We start from the raw sequence: 13,733 nt of genomic DNA, 5'->3' as shown, positions 1-13,733 counted from the left end.
TAGGCCGGGCGGTCACCGCGTCACATGAGTACGAGTACCCGGTTCAGGCGATGATCGCCTCGCCCTGCCGGACGCCCTCGGCGCCGACCAGCCGGTCGCGCAGGGCGATCAGCTCGGCCACCTCGGTGATGAACCGGGTCGTGCTGTCGCCGACCTGGACGTCGTCGAAGTAGTGGTGCCGCATCGCGACGCGGGCGAGGTGGTGCTCGTCGTGCTCGAGGCGGCTGGTGATCAGGGCCGCGAGGTCGACGACGTCGACCCCCTCCACGCCGTCGATCACGTCGGCACACCGGCTCACCGGGACCTCCTGGCGGAGCCGGTCGGCGTCGTGGTGCCGGTCGGTGATGAAGATCGGCCGCTCGGTGCGCAGGTAGAGCCAGTCCAGCCCGACCGAGGAGACGTCCGTGATCATCGCGTCGCAGTCGGGCATCAGGGCCAGGATGTCGCCGCTGGTGATCGCGCGGTGGCCGGCCTCGGGCTCGCGCTGCGCGGCTTCGGCGAGGATCGCGAGGATCGCCTGGTGCGCGCCGCTGATCGCGGGGTTCTGGCTGGTGGTCACCTTCGGGTGCGGCTTGTAGACCGCGCGCACGCCGGGCACGGCGAGCACCGCCTGGATGATCTCGATGCCGACGGTGTCGACCGAGGTGTAGTCGTTGTACTCCGCGTCGCCCTCCCAGGTCGGCGCGTAGAGGACGGTACGGCGCTCGCTCGGCTCGAGCAGCGCCGGCGGACGCAGGTCGAGCTGGGGGCGGCCGATCCGGACCAGCCGGCTGGTGTCGAACTCGAGCAGGCCGAGCTCGTGGCGCTGCACGGCGGCCTGTCCGGCGACGAACACCCGGTCGTAGGCCTTGGCGTTGTTGCTGGCCATGCTCTGCTTGTCGCTCTCACCGTGGTTGATGTGGACGTGCAGCTTGCGCCCGTCCAGGAGCGACTGGAAGTTCAGCATCGAGTTGTTGCAGTAGAGGACCACGGCCGCGTCGTGCGCGGCGTACATCTCGGTCAGCTCGCGGAACGACGGCGCGATCATGAGCGGCAGGTGGGTCCGCGAGCGCAGCAGCTCCTCGGTCTCCTCGTTGCGGACCACGATGCCCACCGGGTGCTGCTGGTCGAGGAGCTCCAGCACGGGCAGCCACTGGATGAGTTGGTAGCTACGGGTGGTGTCGTCTGCGAAATAGGCGAGGACTGCGTGGTTCACTCGCAGATTTTACGGCCTGACCCCCCGATCGGCCGCATCGGCTAGGTCGTCGAGGCGAGCACGAGCGGGCGCACCTCGGCCGCACCCGCCCGGCGCAGCGCGCGAGCCGCCAACGTGAGGGTCCACCCGGTGCCGACGAGGTCGTCGACGAGCAGGATCCGCTGCCCCTCGAGCGACTCGTCGGCCTGCAACGTGAAGCGCCGGCCGACCGCCGCGACCCGCTGCGCGGAGTTCGAGGAGCCCTGGCTCGGCGCGACGTCGGGGTCGGCGATCGCCCACCGGCCGGCCACCGGCACGCGCAGGTAGCGCGAGAGCCCGGAGGCCAGGTCGGCGGTCAACGTGGGCCGGGTCTGGGACTCGACGACGACGATCGCGTCGACCGGCGGCCGCCAGTCGCCGAGCACCTCGATCACGGCGTTCACCAGCGGCAGCGGGACGGGTCCGTCCTCGGTCGCCGGCGCGAACAGCTCGCGCAGCGCCTGGCCGTAGCCGAGATCGGTGAGCCGGGCGACCGCGCGGCCCTCCTCGGCGCCCTCGGCGATCTTGCCCTTGAGGTCGATGCCGAGGTTGGCCAGCGACGTCGGCCACATCTTGCGGGGCTCGACCGGGACACCGGGCCGCGACAGCCGCGCCTCGGCCTCCGCGACGGCGGCGTCGGAGACCGCGTCCGAGAGCGACAGGCCGCCGCAGTTGTCGCAGCGGCCGCAGTCGGCGGCCTCCCCAGGATCTTGCGGGGTGTCGTCGAGCTGGTCGCGCAGGAAGCGCATCCGGCACCGGTCGGTGGCGATGTAGTCGAGCATCGCCTGCTGCTCGCGCTCGCGCGCCTCGCTGACGCGGCGGTAGCGCTCCTCGTCGTACGACCAGGGCTGGCCGGTGGACTCCCAACCGCCCTTGACCCGGCGGACGGCGCCGTCGACGTCGAGCACCTTGAGCATCGTCTCGAGGCGGTTGCGGTTGAGGTCGACGTACGTCTCCAAGGTGGCGGTGCTCAGCGGCCGGCCCTCGGCGGCCAGCACCTCGAGCGTCTGGCGGACCTGCTCCTCGCGCGGGAACGCGAGCGAGGCGAAGTAGGCCCAGATGTCGCGGTCCTCGATCGCCGGCAGCAGCACGACCGTCGCCTCGTCGGTGCCGCGGCCCGCGCGGCCGACCTGCTGGTAGTAGGCGACCGGCGACGCGGGCGCCCCCATGTTGACCACGAAGCCGAGCGTCGCGTCGAAGCCCATGCCGAGGGCGCTGGTGGCGATCAGCGCCTTGACCCGGCCGGTGATGAGGTCCTGCTCGAGCGCCTGCCGCTCGGTGGTCTCGGTCTGGCCGGAGTACGCCGCGACCTCGTGGCCGCGCGAGCGCAGGTAGTCGGCGATCTCCTGGGTGGCCGCGACCGTGAGGCAGTAGACGATGCCGGACCCGGGCTGCTCGGCGAGGTGGTCGGCGAGCCACGCGAGCCGTTGCTCCGCGGTCTTGAGGCGGACGACGCCCAGGCGCAGCGACTCGCGGTCGAGCGAGCCGCGCAGCACGAGCACGTCGGTGCCGAGCTGTTCGGCGACGTCGGCGGTGACGCGGGCGTTCGCGGTCGCCGTCGTGGCCAGCACCGGGATGCCCTCCGGGAGGTCGCCCAGGAGGGTGCGGATCCGGCGGTAGTCGGGCCGGAAGTCGTGGCCCCAGTCGGAGATGCAGTGCGCCTCGTCGACGACCAGCAGCCCGCAGGTCGCGGCCAGCCGCGGCAGCACCTCGTCGCGGAAGCCGGGGTTGTTGAGCCGCTCCGGGCTGACCAGCAGCACGTCGACCTCGCCGTCGAGGATCGCCTGCTGGATCGGCTCCCAGTCCTCGATGTTGGTGGAGTTGATGGTGACCGCGCGGATCCCGGCCCGCTCGGCGGCCGCGATCTGGTTGCGCATCAGCGCGAGCAGCGGCGACACGATCACGGTCGGGCCGGCGCCCTGCTCGCGCAGCAGCAGGGTCGCGACGAAGTAGACCGCGGACTTGCCCCACCCGGTGCGCTGGACGACGAGGGCGCGCTGACGGCGTACGGCGAGCGCCTCGATGGCCGACCACTGGTCCTCGCGGAGCACCGCGCTGTCGCTGCCGACCAGCGCGCGGAGGTGGGCTTCGGCGCGGTCTCGGGTCATGCCGAGTGTCTACCAGCCGCCACGGACATGGCCCGAACGGGTGGGTATCTAGACCAGCCTGGGGTCGCTCTTCAACCGTGTCGCGGCCCACTCAGGGCCGCCGGAGATCAGGAGCAGCCATGATCACCACCTTCCGCACCCTCACCGCAGCCGGCGCCGCCTCACTCGCCCTCATCGGCGGTGCGGCCCTGACCGGATCGACGGCCACGGCCGACGACGGCGCCACGAAGATGCCGGCCCGTCCGGCCCAGAAGGCCCTCGTCTCCACGTGTAACGGCGGCCCGTCGCTCGGCCTCTTCTACCGCAGCATGGACTTCCAGAGCGTCGCCTCCGGCACGACCACCGACGTCGAGGGCTCCCAGTGGCAGGTCAAGGGCCCGAAGAAGGGCACCGACACGGTCCTCGTCACGCTCACGGCGATGGCGTCCAGCGGAGGCGCGGGCGAGCTCACGTCGGTGTCGTTCTACAAGGACGGCGTCGGCACCAGCGAGGGCACGAAGTACTTCACCTACAACAACGTCCTCGACCAGGCGTCGGTGTCCTTCTGCACGAAGATCCCCAAGGGCAACCACACCCTCACGCTCCGGGTGAGCGACGGTGGTGGCGGGGCGACCACGCTGTACTTCCCGACCGTCAGCTACCAGCGGTTCAGCTGACCCGGCAGCGCGCGCCGGGCGCGTTTGCGGCGGGCTGACGGGGGGAGACCTCCGGGCATGACAACGACCCGCCTCACCGCGCTCGGCGCACTCACCGGCCTCCTGCTGACCGCCCTCGTCCTCGTGGCGCCCGCCGCGAACGCCGCGTGGACCACCTGGGGCACCATCCACGGCTCCAAGGCCCAGGTGTGCAAGGTGCCGCTGAGCGGTGGTTCCACGCGCGTCAAGCTCCGCCTCGACAACCGCGGTGCTGCGCACGCGCACCGGATCAGCCTGTTCCGCGACCGTGACGGGAGCTTCCACGAGGTGGCGGTCCGCGCCGAGGCGGGCGCCGTGTCGGGCGTGAAGTCCCTGGTGCTCGCCCGCGGCGACGAGGCCGGGGTCACCACGCACGAGCCGAACGGCGGTGCGGCCGGCGACATGCTCCGCCTGGGCATGGTCGCGCGCTGCTGAGGCCGACCCCAGGACCGCGGTAGCCCGGTCGGTCCATGGCAGTGGTCGGGTGACCGGCCTAGCGTCGCGGGATGCCTCGTATCCCACGCACCCTGCCCGTCATCCTGATCGCTGCCGTCGCGCTGGCCCTGTCGTTCTCGAGCGGAGCGATGGCCGCCAAGCTGATCACCGGCAAGCAGATCAAGGACAACACCGTCACGACGAAGGACATCAAGAACGGCACGCTCGAGTCGCTCGACCTGTCCGCGGCGGCCATCGCCGAGATCCAGAGCGGCCAGACCGGCCCGGCCGGACCCCAGGGGGACGTGGGTCCGGCCGGGCCCGCCGGGGCGCCGGGTCCTGCCGGGGCGCCCGGTCCTGCCGGGCCCGCAGGCGAGGCCGGGCCCGCGGGAGCCCCGGGCGCGAACGGCGTCAGCGGCTACGAGGTCGTCACGGCGTCGGTCTCGGTGAACGCCAACCAGCTCGGCACCGTCAACGCCCAGTGCCCCCAGGGCAAGGTCGCGACCGGGGCCGGGGCGTTGTGGGACGGTCAGTGGACCGCCGTGCAGGTCTACCCGGGCGGCGGCTCGTCGTCCACGTCGTGGTGGGCCGGCGGCACCAACGCCAAGGCGAGCACCGACACCCTGCGGCTGGCGGTCATGTGCATCAACGCGACCAGCTGACCCCGCTGGACCAGGTGCTGGGTCAGACCAGCCAGGACCTGCGGCGCATCACGGTCCGGCCGGCGATCTCGTCCGCCTCTCGCCAGGCCTGCACCCTTTCCGGGCGCAGCACGAGGAAGACGTAGCCGTCGGAGCCCCGCGGGTCCCAGTCGGCCTGGGCGGCGTACGCGACGCCCAGGCCGGCGTCCTCGGACACCGGCACCTCGCGTTCCAGCACCGCGTCGATCATCGTCACGTCACGCGTCGGCCCGACCGCGAGCCGGGCCCGGCCGTTCGCGCGCAGGTCGCGCGCCGTGCGGGCACTCGCCTGCAGCGCGACCACGAACCGCTCCTCGACCCACGCCAGCGAGAGCGGCACGAGGTGCGCCTCGCCCTCAGGTGAGGCGGTCGCCACCCAGACGTCGATCTCGGGCGTCGCCCACATCCGCAGGGTGTCGGCCTTGCGGGTCGCCGCGTCACGGGGTCCGGTCATCGCGCGTCCTCGAACGCGTCACCGCGGAGCACGGGTACGACGTCGGCCGCGTCGAGCTCGGCAGCGATGTCGACGTCCCCCGGGAAGCCCAGGTCGACGAGCTCCTGCCCGCTCGTGCAGGCGACCAGGTCGCCGGGAAGGTCCGCGGCGCGGAAGGCGCGCTCGGCCGTCCGCGCCTCCGGCGTCAGCTCGGTGGCGCCCAGGTCGACGAGCCCCGCGATCACCGCGCCGGCGCCCCAGAGGTCCTCGACGGCCGGACGCAGCGAGCCGTCCGGCCAGCGCTCGCCCGCCGCGATCACCGCGACGTCCCTGCCAGCGAGCCACCGGGCGACGGCCGTCGCGTTCCGCAGCGAGGCACCGACGACGGTCGCACCGGTCTCCGCGAGCCCGAACGCGATCGCCGAGCCGTTCGGCGACGGCAGCACCAGCCGCTCGACACCCTCGGCCGCCCGCACCGTCGCCGGGGACAGGCTGACGCCGGTCCGCTCGGAGCGACCGCGGGCCAGGACGGCGTCGCGCTCCACGGCGTACGCCTCGGCCCGCTCGTCCTTCCAGCGGAACGGGTAGACCGTCATCCCCCGCTCCACGGCCACCGACAGCGTCGTGGTGAACGACAGCACGTCCACGACGACGGTGTACGGCGCGGCGGTCGCCGCCGCACCGGTCGGACCCCACTCGAATCGCACGCCCACCCCGCGACCCTAGAGGTTTCCCCATGCCTGCCTGCGGATAGACCGGGAGCATGACCCAGCGACTGACCGTCCTCGGAGCGCTCACCTGCCTCCTGCTCGCCACGATGACCCTCACCGGCCCGGCCGCCCACGCGGCCTGGACCACCTCGATGAGGACCCACGGCGCGAAGCTCCAGCTCTGCAAGGAGCCGCTCGGCGACGGCCGGATCCGCGTGAAGGTCCGCCTCGACAACCGCGGCGCGAGCCACGCCCACGTCGCCGGGATGTCGCGCACCCGCGGCGAGGAGCGGGTCGACGCCACCTTCCGTACGGCGGCCGGCCGGCTGTCCGGCGTGAAGTCGCTGGTCTGGCAGCGCGGCGACTACTTCACCGCCGGCATGGGCGAGATCACCGGCGAGGGTGCCGGCGGCGACTTCCTGGTCGGTGATCTCGCGCGCTGCTAGCAGCGGCCCGCAGCCCTCGCGCCTACCTGCACCACACCGCTGACCGATCAAGCCCGAGACCGATCTCGCGGCCCGCGCGGCGGCGAAGCCGACGCGCGAGACGCGGACCGCGAGACGCGGTCACCAGATCCGGACGCGGTCCTCGGCGTCGAGCCACAGCCCGTCGCCGGGGACCGTCTCGAAGACCTCGTGGAACTCGTCGAGGTTGCGCACGATGTTCGCGCGGAACTCCGAGGGCGAGTGCGGGTCGATGGTGAGGTACTGCTGCTCCTGCTCCTTGCGGCGCTTGGTCCGCCAGCAGTAGGCCCAGTTCGAGAACAGCGCCCGGCGCTCCTCGACCGACGCCGTTCCACCACGGGCGATGAGGTACGCCGTGTGCGCGATCGTCAGCCCGCCGAGGTCGCCGATGTTCTCGCCGACGGTGAGCGCGCCGTTGACGTGCTCGCCCGGCAGGTTGCGCGGCTCGAAGGCGTCGTACTGGTCGATCAGCTTCTTGGACTTCAGCTCGAAGGCGGCCTTGTCGTCCGGGGTCCACCAGTCGTTGAGGTTGCCCGCGCCGTCGTACTGCGCGCCCTGGTCGTCGAAGCCGTGGCCGATCTCGTGGCCGATGACCGCGCCGATGCCGCCGTAGTTCTCGGCCTCCTCGGCGTCCGGGGAGAAGAACGGCGCCTGCAGGATCGCGGCCGGGAAGCAGATCTCGTTGGTGCCGGGGTTGTAGTAGGCGTTGACGGTCTGCGGCAGCATGAACCACTCGTCGCGGTCGACCGGCGCACCGATCTTCGCGAGCTCGCGGTCGGTCTCGAAGGCCGACGCCGCGGCGACGTTGTCGAACAGGTCGTCGGCGCTGACCTCGAGCGCGGAGTAGTCGCGGAACTTGTCGGGGTAGCCGATCTTGGTGCGGAACTTCTCGAGCTTCTGGAACGCGCGCTCCTTGGTCTCGTCGGTCATCCAGTCGAGCCTGGAGATCGACTGGCGATAGGCGGCGAGCAGGTTCCCCACCAGCTCGTCCATCAGCGCCTTGGACCGCGGCGGGAAGTGCCGCGCGACGTACTCCTTGCCGACGGCCTCGCCGATCGCGCCCTCGACCAGCGCCACCCCGCGCTTCCACCGCGCCCGCAGCTCGGGGGTGCCGTTGAGGGTGCGGCCGTAGAAGTCGAAGTTGGCCTCGACGAAGTCGTCGGTGAGGTACGCCGCCGCCGCGCGCAGCACGTGCGAGCGCAGCCACTCGCGCCACTGCTCGACCGGCACCTCGTCGATCACGCCGGACAGGTGCGCGAAGTACGACGGCTGCCGCACGCACGCCTCGGCGAGCGTCGCGTCGTTGCCGCCGAGCGCGGCGACGTAGCCGTCCCAGTCGAACGACGGGCACAGCTCGGCCAGCTCGGCCTTCGTCATCAGGTTGTAGGTCTTCTGGACCTCGCGGGTCTCCGCGCGCTCCCAGTGCCCGTCGGCGAGCTTGGTGTCGATCGCGAGCACGGTCGCGGCCGCGGCGGCGGGGTCGGGGTGCTCGCCGAGCGTGAACAGCCGGGTCAGGTAGGCGACGTACTTCTCGCGGACCTCGGCGAACTTCTCGTCCTTGTAGTACGACTCGTCCGGCAGCCCGAGCCCGCCCTGGAGCAGGTTGAAGAGGTAGCGGTCGGAGTTCTTGGAGTCGGTGTCGACGTACGACCCGAACAGGCCGTGGCCGCCGATCCGCTCGAACCCGCCGAGGAACGCGCCGAGCTCGCCGACGTCCTGCAGGGCGTCGACCTTGGCGAGCCACGGCCGGACCGGCGCGATGCCGTTGGCGTCGATGGTCTCGGTGTCCATGAACGACGCGAACAGGTCACCGATCTTGCGGGCGTCGTCGCCGACCGCGGCACCCGCGGCGACCTGGCGCGCGAGGTCCTCGATGATCGCGTGGACCTGCTCCTCCGCGGCATCCGCGAGCTGGACGAACGGACCCCAGCTCGAGCGGTCGGACGGGATCTCGGTCTCGTCGAGCCAGCGTCCGTTGACGTGGCCGAACAGGTCGTCCTGCGGACGGATGGCGGGGTCCATGCCCGAGCGGGCCGCGTCGAGAGTGCTCACGGTGCCGACCCTAACCGTCGGCCCTGGGATCCGTCGCCAGCCTTCGCGCAGGGCGAACGTCAGCGGACGCGGACGACCGACTTCCCGAGCGTCCTGCGGTCGGCCATGTCCAGCAGCGCCTGCCCGAACCCGTCCAGGTCGTACGTCGCCCCGATCGGCGGCTTCACGACGCCGGAGGCCATCATCGGCACCAGCTCGGCCCACTGCTCCTGCATGTAGCCGGGGCGCAGCATCGCGTACGCACCCCAGCCGACGCCGCGCACGTCGACGTTGTTGAGCAGCAGCCGGTTCACCTTCACCTCGGGGATCCCCTGCCCGGCCGCGAAGCCGACCACGAGCAGCCGGCCCTGGGTGCCCAGCACCCGCAGCGAGTCGGTGAACGCGTCGCCGCCGACCACGTCGAGGACGACGTCGACGCCCCGGCCGCCGGTGAGCTCCTGCACCGACTCCTTGAACCCGTCGAGCAGCACGACCTCGTCGGCGCCGGCGGCCCGCGCCACCTCGGCCTTCTCGTCGGTGCTGACGACCGCGATCGTGCGGGCGCCGTACCCCTTCGCGACCTGGAGGGTCGCGGTCCCGACGCCACCGGCGGCGCCGTGCACCAGCACGGTCTCGCCGGCCCTCAGCTGGCCGCGCTCGGCGAGCGCGAACTGCGCGGTGAGGTAGTTCATCGGCAGCGCGGCGCCCTCGTCGTACGACAGCTCGTCGGGAAGCGCGAACGTGAACATCGCCGGGTTCGCGACCCGCTCGGCCGCACCGCCGTACCCGCCCACACCGGCGACCCGCTGGCCGGGCTCGAAGCCGGGTCCGCTGACCACGGTGCCGGCGAAGTCGACGCCGAGGGTGAACGGCACCTCCGGCTTGAGCTGGTACTCGCCCTTGCTCAGCAGCAGGTCGGGGAACGAGACCCCGACCGCATGCACCTCGACGAGGACGTCGTCGGGACCGGGCGCCGGCTCGGGGACGTCGCCCACGACGACGTCGGCGGGGCCGGTGGTGCTGACGACTCGAACGGCACGCATGGCCCCGACGCTAGCGCGTGGCTGGTGTCCTGAATCAAATGCTCCGGGTGCGCTTCGCGCACCCGTGGCACGCACCCTGAGCACGCGCGACGCGCACGGACTTCCGACTCAGGACGCTAGCGGGGCTGGACGAGCTGGTTCATCTCGAAGTGCATCGGGTCGGTGTAGGCCCAGTCGCCGCCCCAGGTGAAGCCCCAGTGCTCGAAGATCGCGACCACGCCGCGGTCGATCTCGCCGACGGTGCCGCGCTCGTTGCCGGCGACGTTGAGGTCGACGGCGAGTCCGAACGCGTGGTTGGACAGCGTCGTGGAGCCGGCGATGAACCGAGGGTTGTAGCAGCCGGCGTAGTCGTCGGGATGGATCTTGTCGGCCAGGCCCTGCGCCACGACGTCCTCGAGCGCGGCCCGCAGCTGCGGGATCAGCAGCTTGTTGCAGGTGACGTTCCCGAGGATCGGCACCGGCGCGGTCACGATGTGCTCGCGCACCCAGGCCGGGTCGGGGGCGATCCGACCGCCGGACAGCACGGAGTAGCGGTAGGTGCCGACCGCGTCGGCGATGGTGCCGACGACGACCGCGGTCTGCACGACGCCCGGGTCGAGTCCGTTGCGCGCGACGGCGTCGGTCATCGACACGGTGGCGTCGGTGCCGGCGAGGATCTGCTGGATCGGCTTGCGCAGCGGCTCCGGCGCGACGCCCCCGGTGCGGATCAGCAGCGCGTTGCCCTCGGTCATGTCGAGCGTGGAGACCCAGGTGTCGTTCACGACCGCGTCGACCAGCCAGGACTGCTCGGTGTACGCCCCGACGTGCGCCTGCGGGGCGTCGCTGGTGCTGCCGAGCGGGAGGAACCCGTTGTCGTCGACCGGTAGCCGGCGCACGGTCTTCTCGGGGATCGCCAGCTCGCCCGCCGCGACCCGCTCCCAGGCGTCGTCGAACTTGGCGTCGTCGGTGTCGGTGATCCAGTTCCGGTACGTCGCCGGGTCCACGGCCGCGATGCTGAGGGACCGGTTCTCGACCGGGATCTGGACCAGCGAGATCCGCTCGACGTCCTCGACGCCCCGGAGCCTCTCGATCTCGGCGACCTTCTCCTGCGGGATGGTCGAGGCGCCGTTGACGACGATGTCGGCCGGCGCGATCAGGCCGGTGCGCCTGCCGGGCGGGTCGACGGCGTGCGCGGGGTCGAGCGTGGGCTCCGCGCCGGGCTCGGCGTCGGGCGAGGGCGTCGCGGCCGCGGCGCTGGTCGTCCCGTCCGGCGCCGGGTCACCGGCCTCGGACGAGCCGGAGCAGGCCGAGGTCGCGGCGATCGCCAGTGCCAGCGTCGCCGCTCCGAGTGCGCGCCCCAGTCGCATCCGTGCCTCCCCGTCGTCCAGGGTACGTCTACCCCTGCGGCCGGTCGGCAACCCCGGGACGTGCCAGAGTTACTCCGTGTCCTTCGTGCTGATCCTCTCGTGTCCCGACCGGCCCGGCATCGTGCATGCCGTCTCCGGGTTCCTCGCCGAGCGCGGCGGCAACATCCTCGAGAGCCAGCAGTTCGGTGACCGCCTGAGCGGCCGCTTCTTCATGCGCATCGACGTGGACGTGCCGGCCCCGGCCGGCGTCGAGGGGTTGCGGGCGGACTTCGCCGAGGTCGCCGGGCGGTTCGACATGCACGTCGAGATCCACGACGCGGCGGCGCCGTACCGGACGCTGATCATGGTCTCCAAGCACCTGCACTGCCTCAACGACCTGCTGTTCCGCACCAGCACCGGCTCGCTGCCGATCGAGATCCCCGCGGTGGTCTCCAACCACCCCGACGCGGGCGCGATGGCGGCGTCGTACGGCGTGCCGTTCCACCACGTCCCGGTCACGCCGGACACCAAGCCGCAGGCCGAGGCGCAGCTGCTCGAGCTGGTCAAGGACCTCGACGTGCAGCTGGTGGTGCTCGCGCGCTACATGCAGGTGCTGTCCGACGGGCTGTGTCGCGAGCTGTCCGGGCGCGCGATCAACATCCACCACTCGTTCCTGCCGAGCTTCAAGGGCGCGAAGCCGTACCACCAAGCGTTCGACCGCGGCGTGAAGATCGTCGGCGCGACCGCGCACTACGTCACCGGTGACCTCGACGAGGGCCCGATCATCGAGCAGGACGTGATGCGCATCGACCACGGCTACGACCAGGACGCGATGGTCGGCGCCGGGCGTGACGTCGAGGCGCAGGTGCTCTCGCGCGCGGTGCGCTGGCACTCGCAGTCGCGGGTGCTGCTCAACGGCCACCGCACGGTGGTCTTCCGCTGATGCGACCCGCGGTCCTCCTCGCCGCGCTGCTCCTCGCCGGGTGCGGCTCCGAGGCCGCGCTCGAGGCCGACCCGGCGGGTGCGCCGTACGACGGCCCGATGTTCGTCGAGCTCGACTACCGCGACCGCGCCACCGCGCTCGAGGCCTCCGGCGCCGCCGGGCTCGCGCTCGAGTGCGCCGGCGACCCGCGGCGCGGTGGAGGTGCGGGCTACGACGACGGGCTCGTCGAGGTCCAGGACTCCGCGCAGGACGCGCTCGACAACTGGCTCGAGGAGGAGTGGGCGGCGATGCCCGACGACGGCTACCGGGTCGAGCGGGTCGACGACGGCCGCGCCCTGCTGTCGTACGACGTCGGCGAGCAGACCAAGGCCGCGGTGGTCGTGCACGACGACGTCACCGACTACCAGGACGACACCGGCTGGGGCGTCGAGGCGTGGGCGACCTGCGATCCGGCAGAGCTGGGCGTCGAGGTCGCCGAGGACCTCGGCTTCGAGGTGTGGGAGGACTCGGCGGGCTCGCCGGTGCCGACGTCCGAGGTCGTGTCGTTCCCGGGCGCCGAGCACTGCGACTGGCAGGACCTCACCTGGCTCTGGGTCGGCAAGCGCACCGACTGGGACCGCACCTACGACGCGTACCTGGGCGGCGACTCGGGCGAGCTCAGCGACTACCTCACCACCACGCCCGACTCGTCGGCGACGCTGCCCGCCCACGCCACCGACACCGGATGGCAGCGCGACGGCCGCGCGCTGTGGCTGGGGGACCACCCGAAGGCGGCGTACCTCGTGAGCCTCGACGACCCGTCCGACGTCCAGCGGTGGCCGGCGACCACGGAGCCGATCGGCTGCGCCTGACCGGTCAGGCGGACCAGAGGACGTACTCGGCCGCCAGGTCCGCCGGCAGGTGCACGCCCCACAGGTCGGGGCGTCGCTCCAGGAGCTCGGCGAGCTCCTTGGTGCGAACGGCCTCGCGCCGCTGCCGCAGCTGGGCGAGGTCGACGGTGCTGTTCCTCATCTCGAGTCCCCCGATCGCGGTCGTTCGAGGCCGAGGACCCACCACGCGATCGCGTACGCCGCCAGCGCGGCCACCAGCTGCCCGTAGCTCTCGGTCAGCGCGAGCGCCACGAGGACGATGCCGCCGGTCGCGAGCAGTGCGACGTCGAGTGGTTCCGACCTCCTCATGAATAAAGTCTAGCGTGTTACTCGACTTAGAGTCGAGCGTCGTACGGTGACGAGATGAGCGCGCCGTACCCGTCCCTCCTGCAGACCGTCCTCGACTGCCGCGAGCCCCGCGTGCTGGGCGACTTCTACCGCGACCTGCTCGGGTACTCCTACCGACCCGGCGACGAGACGCCCGCGGAGGGCGAGGACTGGCTGGTGCTCCGCGCGCCGGCCGGCGTCCACGGCCTGGCCTTCCAGCAGAACCCCCAGTACGTCCCGCCGGTGTGGACGCCGGAGCCGGACCGGTCCGGCGACCAGCAGATGATGGTGCACCTGGACCTGGGCGTCGCCGACACCGACGCCCTCGAGCAGCAGCGGCTGCGGGTCCTCGAGCTCGGCGGCGCCGTGCTGTTCGACCGCACCGACGACCCGGACGAGCCGCTCTACGTGTTCGCCGACCCGGCCGGCCACCCGTTCTGCATCTTCGTCACGTAACAAACGCGAAACCGTCCACCTC

At 72.1% G+C, this 13,733-nt stretch carries 16 protein-coding genes; 7 read left to right on the top strand and 9 right to left on the bottom strand.

Going from position 1 to position 13,733, the window contains the following annotated elements; genetic code table 11:
- Nucleotides 1-43 precede the first annotated feature (43 nt).
- Entirely contained in the window at nucleotides 44-1,195 is a 1,152-nt protein-coding gene (locus tag MJ604_RS11090; RefSeq protein WP_243058391.1) for a CDP-glycerol glycerophosphotransferase family protein, read from the bottom strand.
- A 41-nt stretch (nucleotides 1,196-1,236) separates the two neighbouring features.
- Nucleotides 1,237-3,321, bottom strand: a complete 2,085-nt coding sequence (locus tag MJ604_RS11085; RefSeq protein ID WP_243058390.1) for a RecQ family ATP-dependent DNA helicase — start codon at nucleotides 3,319-3,321, stop codon at nucleotides 1,237-1,239.
- Nucleotides 3,322-3,440: 119 nt separating this feature from the next.
- On the opposite strand from MJ604_RS11085, the gene MJ604_RS11080 reads away from it, so the two are divergent.
- The 3 genes from MJ604_RS11080 (at nucleotide 3,441) to MJ604_RS11070 (ending at nucleotide 5,092) form a co-directional block, all read left to right on the top strand.
- A complete protein-coding gene (locus MJ604_RS11080; RefSeq protein ID WP_243058389.1) occupies nucleotides 3,441-3,977 on the top strand; it encodes a hypothetical protein in 537 nt (178 codons plus the stop codon).
- A 57-nt stretch (nucleotides 3,978-4,034) separates the two neighbouring features.
- Nucleotides 4,035-4,430: a hypothetical protein gene (locus MJ604_RS11075; RefSeq protein WP_243058388.1), complete on the top strand. Its 396-nt coding sequence runs from the start codon at nucleotides 4,035-4,037 to the stop codon at nucleotides 4,428-4,430.
- A gap of 71 nt (nucleotides 4,431-4,501) precedes the next feature.
- A complete protein-coding gene (locus MJ604_RS11070) occupies nucleotides 4,502-5,092 on the top strand; it encodes a hypothetical protein (protein WP_243058387.1) in 591 nt (196 codons plus the stop codon).
- Between the two features lie 22 nt (nucleotides 5,093-5,114).
- On the opposite strand, the gene MJ604_RS11065 is transcribed toward MJ604_RS11070, so the two are convergent.
- Together MJ604_RS11065 and MJ604_RS11060 are read right to left on the bottom strand one after the other, a co-directional pair.
- On the bottom strand, nucleotides 5,115-5,564 hold the full coding sequence (locus tag MJ604_RS11065; RefSeq protein ID WP_243058386.1) for a pyridoxamine 5'-phosphate oxidase family protein: 450 nt from the start codon (nucleotides 5,562-5,564) through the stop codon (nucleotides 5,115-5,117).
- Nucleotides 5,561-6,256, bottom strand: a complete 696-nt coding sequence (locus MJ604_RS11060; RefSeq protein WP_243058385.1) for a 2-phosphosulfolactate phosphatase — start codon at nucleotides 6,254-6,256, stop codon at nucleotides 5,561-5,563. Before MJ604_RS11060 ends, MJ604_RS11065 begins: the two co-directional genes overlap by 4 nt.
- A 50-nt stretch (nucleotides 6,257-6,306) precedes the next feature.
- Between MJ604_RS11060 and MJ604_RS11055 the strand changes: the two genes are divergently transcribed.
- On the top strand, nucleotides 6,307-6,699 hold the full coding sequence (locus tag MJ604_RS11055; RefSeq protein ID WP_243058384.1) for a hypothetical protein: 393 nt from the start codon (nucleotides 6,307-6,309) through the stop codon (nucleotides 6,697-6,699).
- A 120-nt stretch (nucleotides 6,700-6,819) separates the two neighbouring features.
- Here MJ604_RS11055 and MJ604_RS11050 read toward each other — a convergent pair whose 3' ends face one another.
- From MJ604_RS11050 to MJ604_RS11040, 3 genes are all read right to left on the bottom strand, one after another.
- On the bottom strand, nucleotides 6,820-8,769 hold the full coding sequence (locus MJ604_RS11050; protein WP_308194132.1) for a M13-type metalloendopeptidase: 1,950 nt from the start codon (nucleotides 8,767-8,769) through the stop codon (nucleotides 6,820-6,822).
- Nucleotides 8,770-8,828: 59 nt separating this feature from the next.
- Entirely contained in the window at nucleotides 8,829-9,791 is a 963-nt protein-coding gene (locus MJ604_RS11045) for an NADPH:quinone oxidoreductase family protein (RefSeq protein WP_243058383.1), read from the bottom strand.
- Between the two features lie 116 nt (nucleotides 9,792-9,907).
- Nucleotides 9,908-11,137 carry a M15 family metallopeptidase gene (locus MJ604_RS11040; RefSeq protein ID WP_243058382.1) on the bottom strand — a complete coding sequence of 410 codons (1,230 nt, stop codon included), beginning with the start codon at nucleotides 11,135-11,137 and terminating at the stop codon, nucleotides 9,908-9,910.
- 76 nt (nucleotides 11,138-11,213) lie between these two features.
- Here MJ604_RS11040 and purU point away from each other — a divergent pair, with 76 nt between their 5' ends.
- On the top strand, nucleotides 11,214-12,059 hold the full coding sequence (gene purU / locus MJ604_RS11035) for a formyltetrahydrofolate deformylase (protein WP_243058381.1): 846 nt from the start codon (nucleotides 11,214-11,216) through the stop codon (nucleotides 12,057-12,059).
- Nucleotides 12,059-12,910: a hypothetical protein gene (locus tag MJ604_RS11030; RefSeq protein ID WP_243058380.1), complete on the top strand. Its 852-nt coding sequence runs from the start codon at nucleotides 12,059-12,061 to the stop codon at nucleotides 12,908-12,910. Before purU ends, MJ604_RS11030 begins: the two co-directional genes overlap by 1 nt.
- Before the next feature lie 4 nt (nucleotides 12,911-12,914).
- Here the strand turns inward: MJ604_RS11030 and MJ604_RS11025 are convergent, their stop codons facing one another.
- Nucleotides 12,915-13,070 (bottom strand): hypothetical protein, encoded by a 156-nt coding sequence (locus tag MJ604_RS11025; RefSeq protein WP_243058379.1) that lies wholly within the window; start codon nucleotides 13,068-13,070, stop codon nucleotides 12,915-12,917.
- Complete coding sequence (locus tag MJ604_RS11020; protein WP_243058378.1) at nucleotides 13,067-13,237, bottom strand: hypothetical protein; 171 nt, start codon at nucleotides 13,235-13,237, stop codon at nucleotides 13,067-13,069. The genes MJ604_RS11025 and MJ604_RS11020 overlap by 4 nt, the downstream gene beginning before the upstream one ends.
- 54 nt (nucleotides 13,238-13,291) lie before the next feature.
- On the opposite strand from MJ604_RS11020, the gene MJ604_RS11015 reads away from it, so the two are divergent.
- Entirely contained in the window at nucleotides 13,292-13,711 is a 420-nt protein-coding gene (locus tag MJ604_RS11015; protein WP_243058377.1) for a VOC family protein, read from the top strand.
- Nucleotides 13,712-13,733 lie beyond the last annotated feature (22 nt).

Source organism: Nocardioides sp. SR21, from assembly GCF_022761125.1.
In the GTDB taxonomy this organism is placed as follows: Bacteria; Actinomycetota; Actinomycetes; order Propionibacteriales; family Nocardioidaceae; genus Nocardioides.
The sequence above is the reverse complement of the archived record's forward strand: the minus strand, read 5'-3'. Positions and strand labels throughout refer to the sequence as shown.

Bases quoted from the DNA above. Each gene is read 5' to 3' on its own strand.
- MJ604_RS11085 (WP_243058390.1), bottom strand. From the start codon at position 3,321: ATGACCCGAGACCGCGCCGAAGCCCACCTCCGCGCGCTGGTCGGCAGC.
- MJ604_RS11080 (WP_243058389.1), top strand. From the start codon at position 3,441: ATGATCACCACCTTCCGCACCCTCACCGCAGCCGGCGCCGCCTCACTC.
- MJ604_RS11075 (WP_243058388.1), top strand. From the start codon at position 4,035: ATGACAACGACCCGCCTCACCGCGCTCGGCGCACTCACCGGCCTCCTG.
- MJ604_RS11070 (WP_243058387.1), top strand. From the start codon at position 4,502: ATGCCTCGTATCCCACGCACCCTGCCCGTCATCCTGATCGCTGCCGTC.
- MJ604_RS11065 (WP_243058386.1), bottom strand. From the start codon at position 5,564: ATGACCGGACCCCGTGACGCGGCGACCCGCAAGGCCGACACCCTGCGG.
- MJ604_RS11055 (WP_243058384.1), top strand. From the start codon at position 6,307: ATGACCCAGCGACTGACCGTCCTCGGAGCGCTCACCTGCCTCCTGCTC.
- MJ604_RS11045 (WP_243058383.1), bottom strand. From the start codon at position 9,791: ATGCGTGCCGTTCGAGTCGTCAGCACCACCGGCCCCGCCGACGTCGTC.
- MJ604_RS11040 (WP_243058382.1), bottom strand. From the start codon at position 11,137: ATGCGACTGGGGCGCGCACTCGGAGCGGCGACGCTGGCACTGGCGATC.
- MJ604_RS11030 (WP_243058380.1), top strand. From the start codon at position 12,059: ATGCGACCCGCGGTCCTCCTCGCCGCGCTGCTCCTCGCCGGGTGCGGC.
- MJ604_RS11025 (WP_243058379.1), bottom strand. From the start codon at position 13,070: ATGAGGAACAGCACCGTCGACCTCGCCCAGCTGCGGCAGCGGCGCGAG.
- MJ604_RS11020 (WP_243058378.1), bottom strand. From the start codon at position 13,237: ATGAGGAGGTCGGAACCACTCGACGTCGCACTGCTCGCGACCGGCGGC.
- MJ604_RS11015 (WP_243058377.1), top strand. From the start codon at position 13,292: ATGAGCGCGCCGTACCCGTCCCTCCTGCAGACCGTCCTCGACTGCCGC.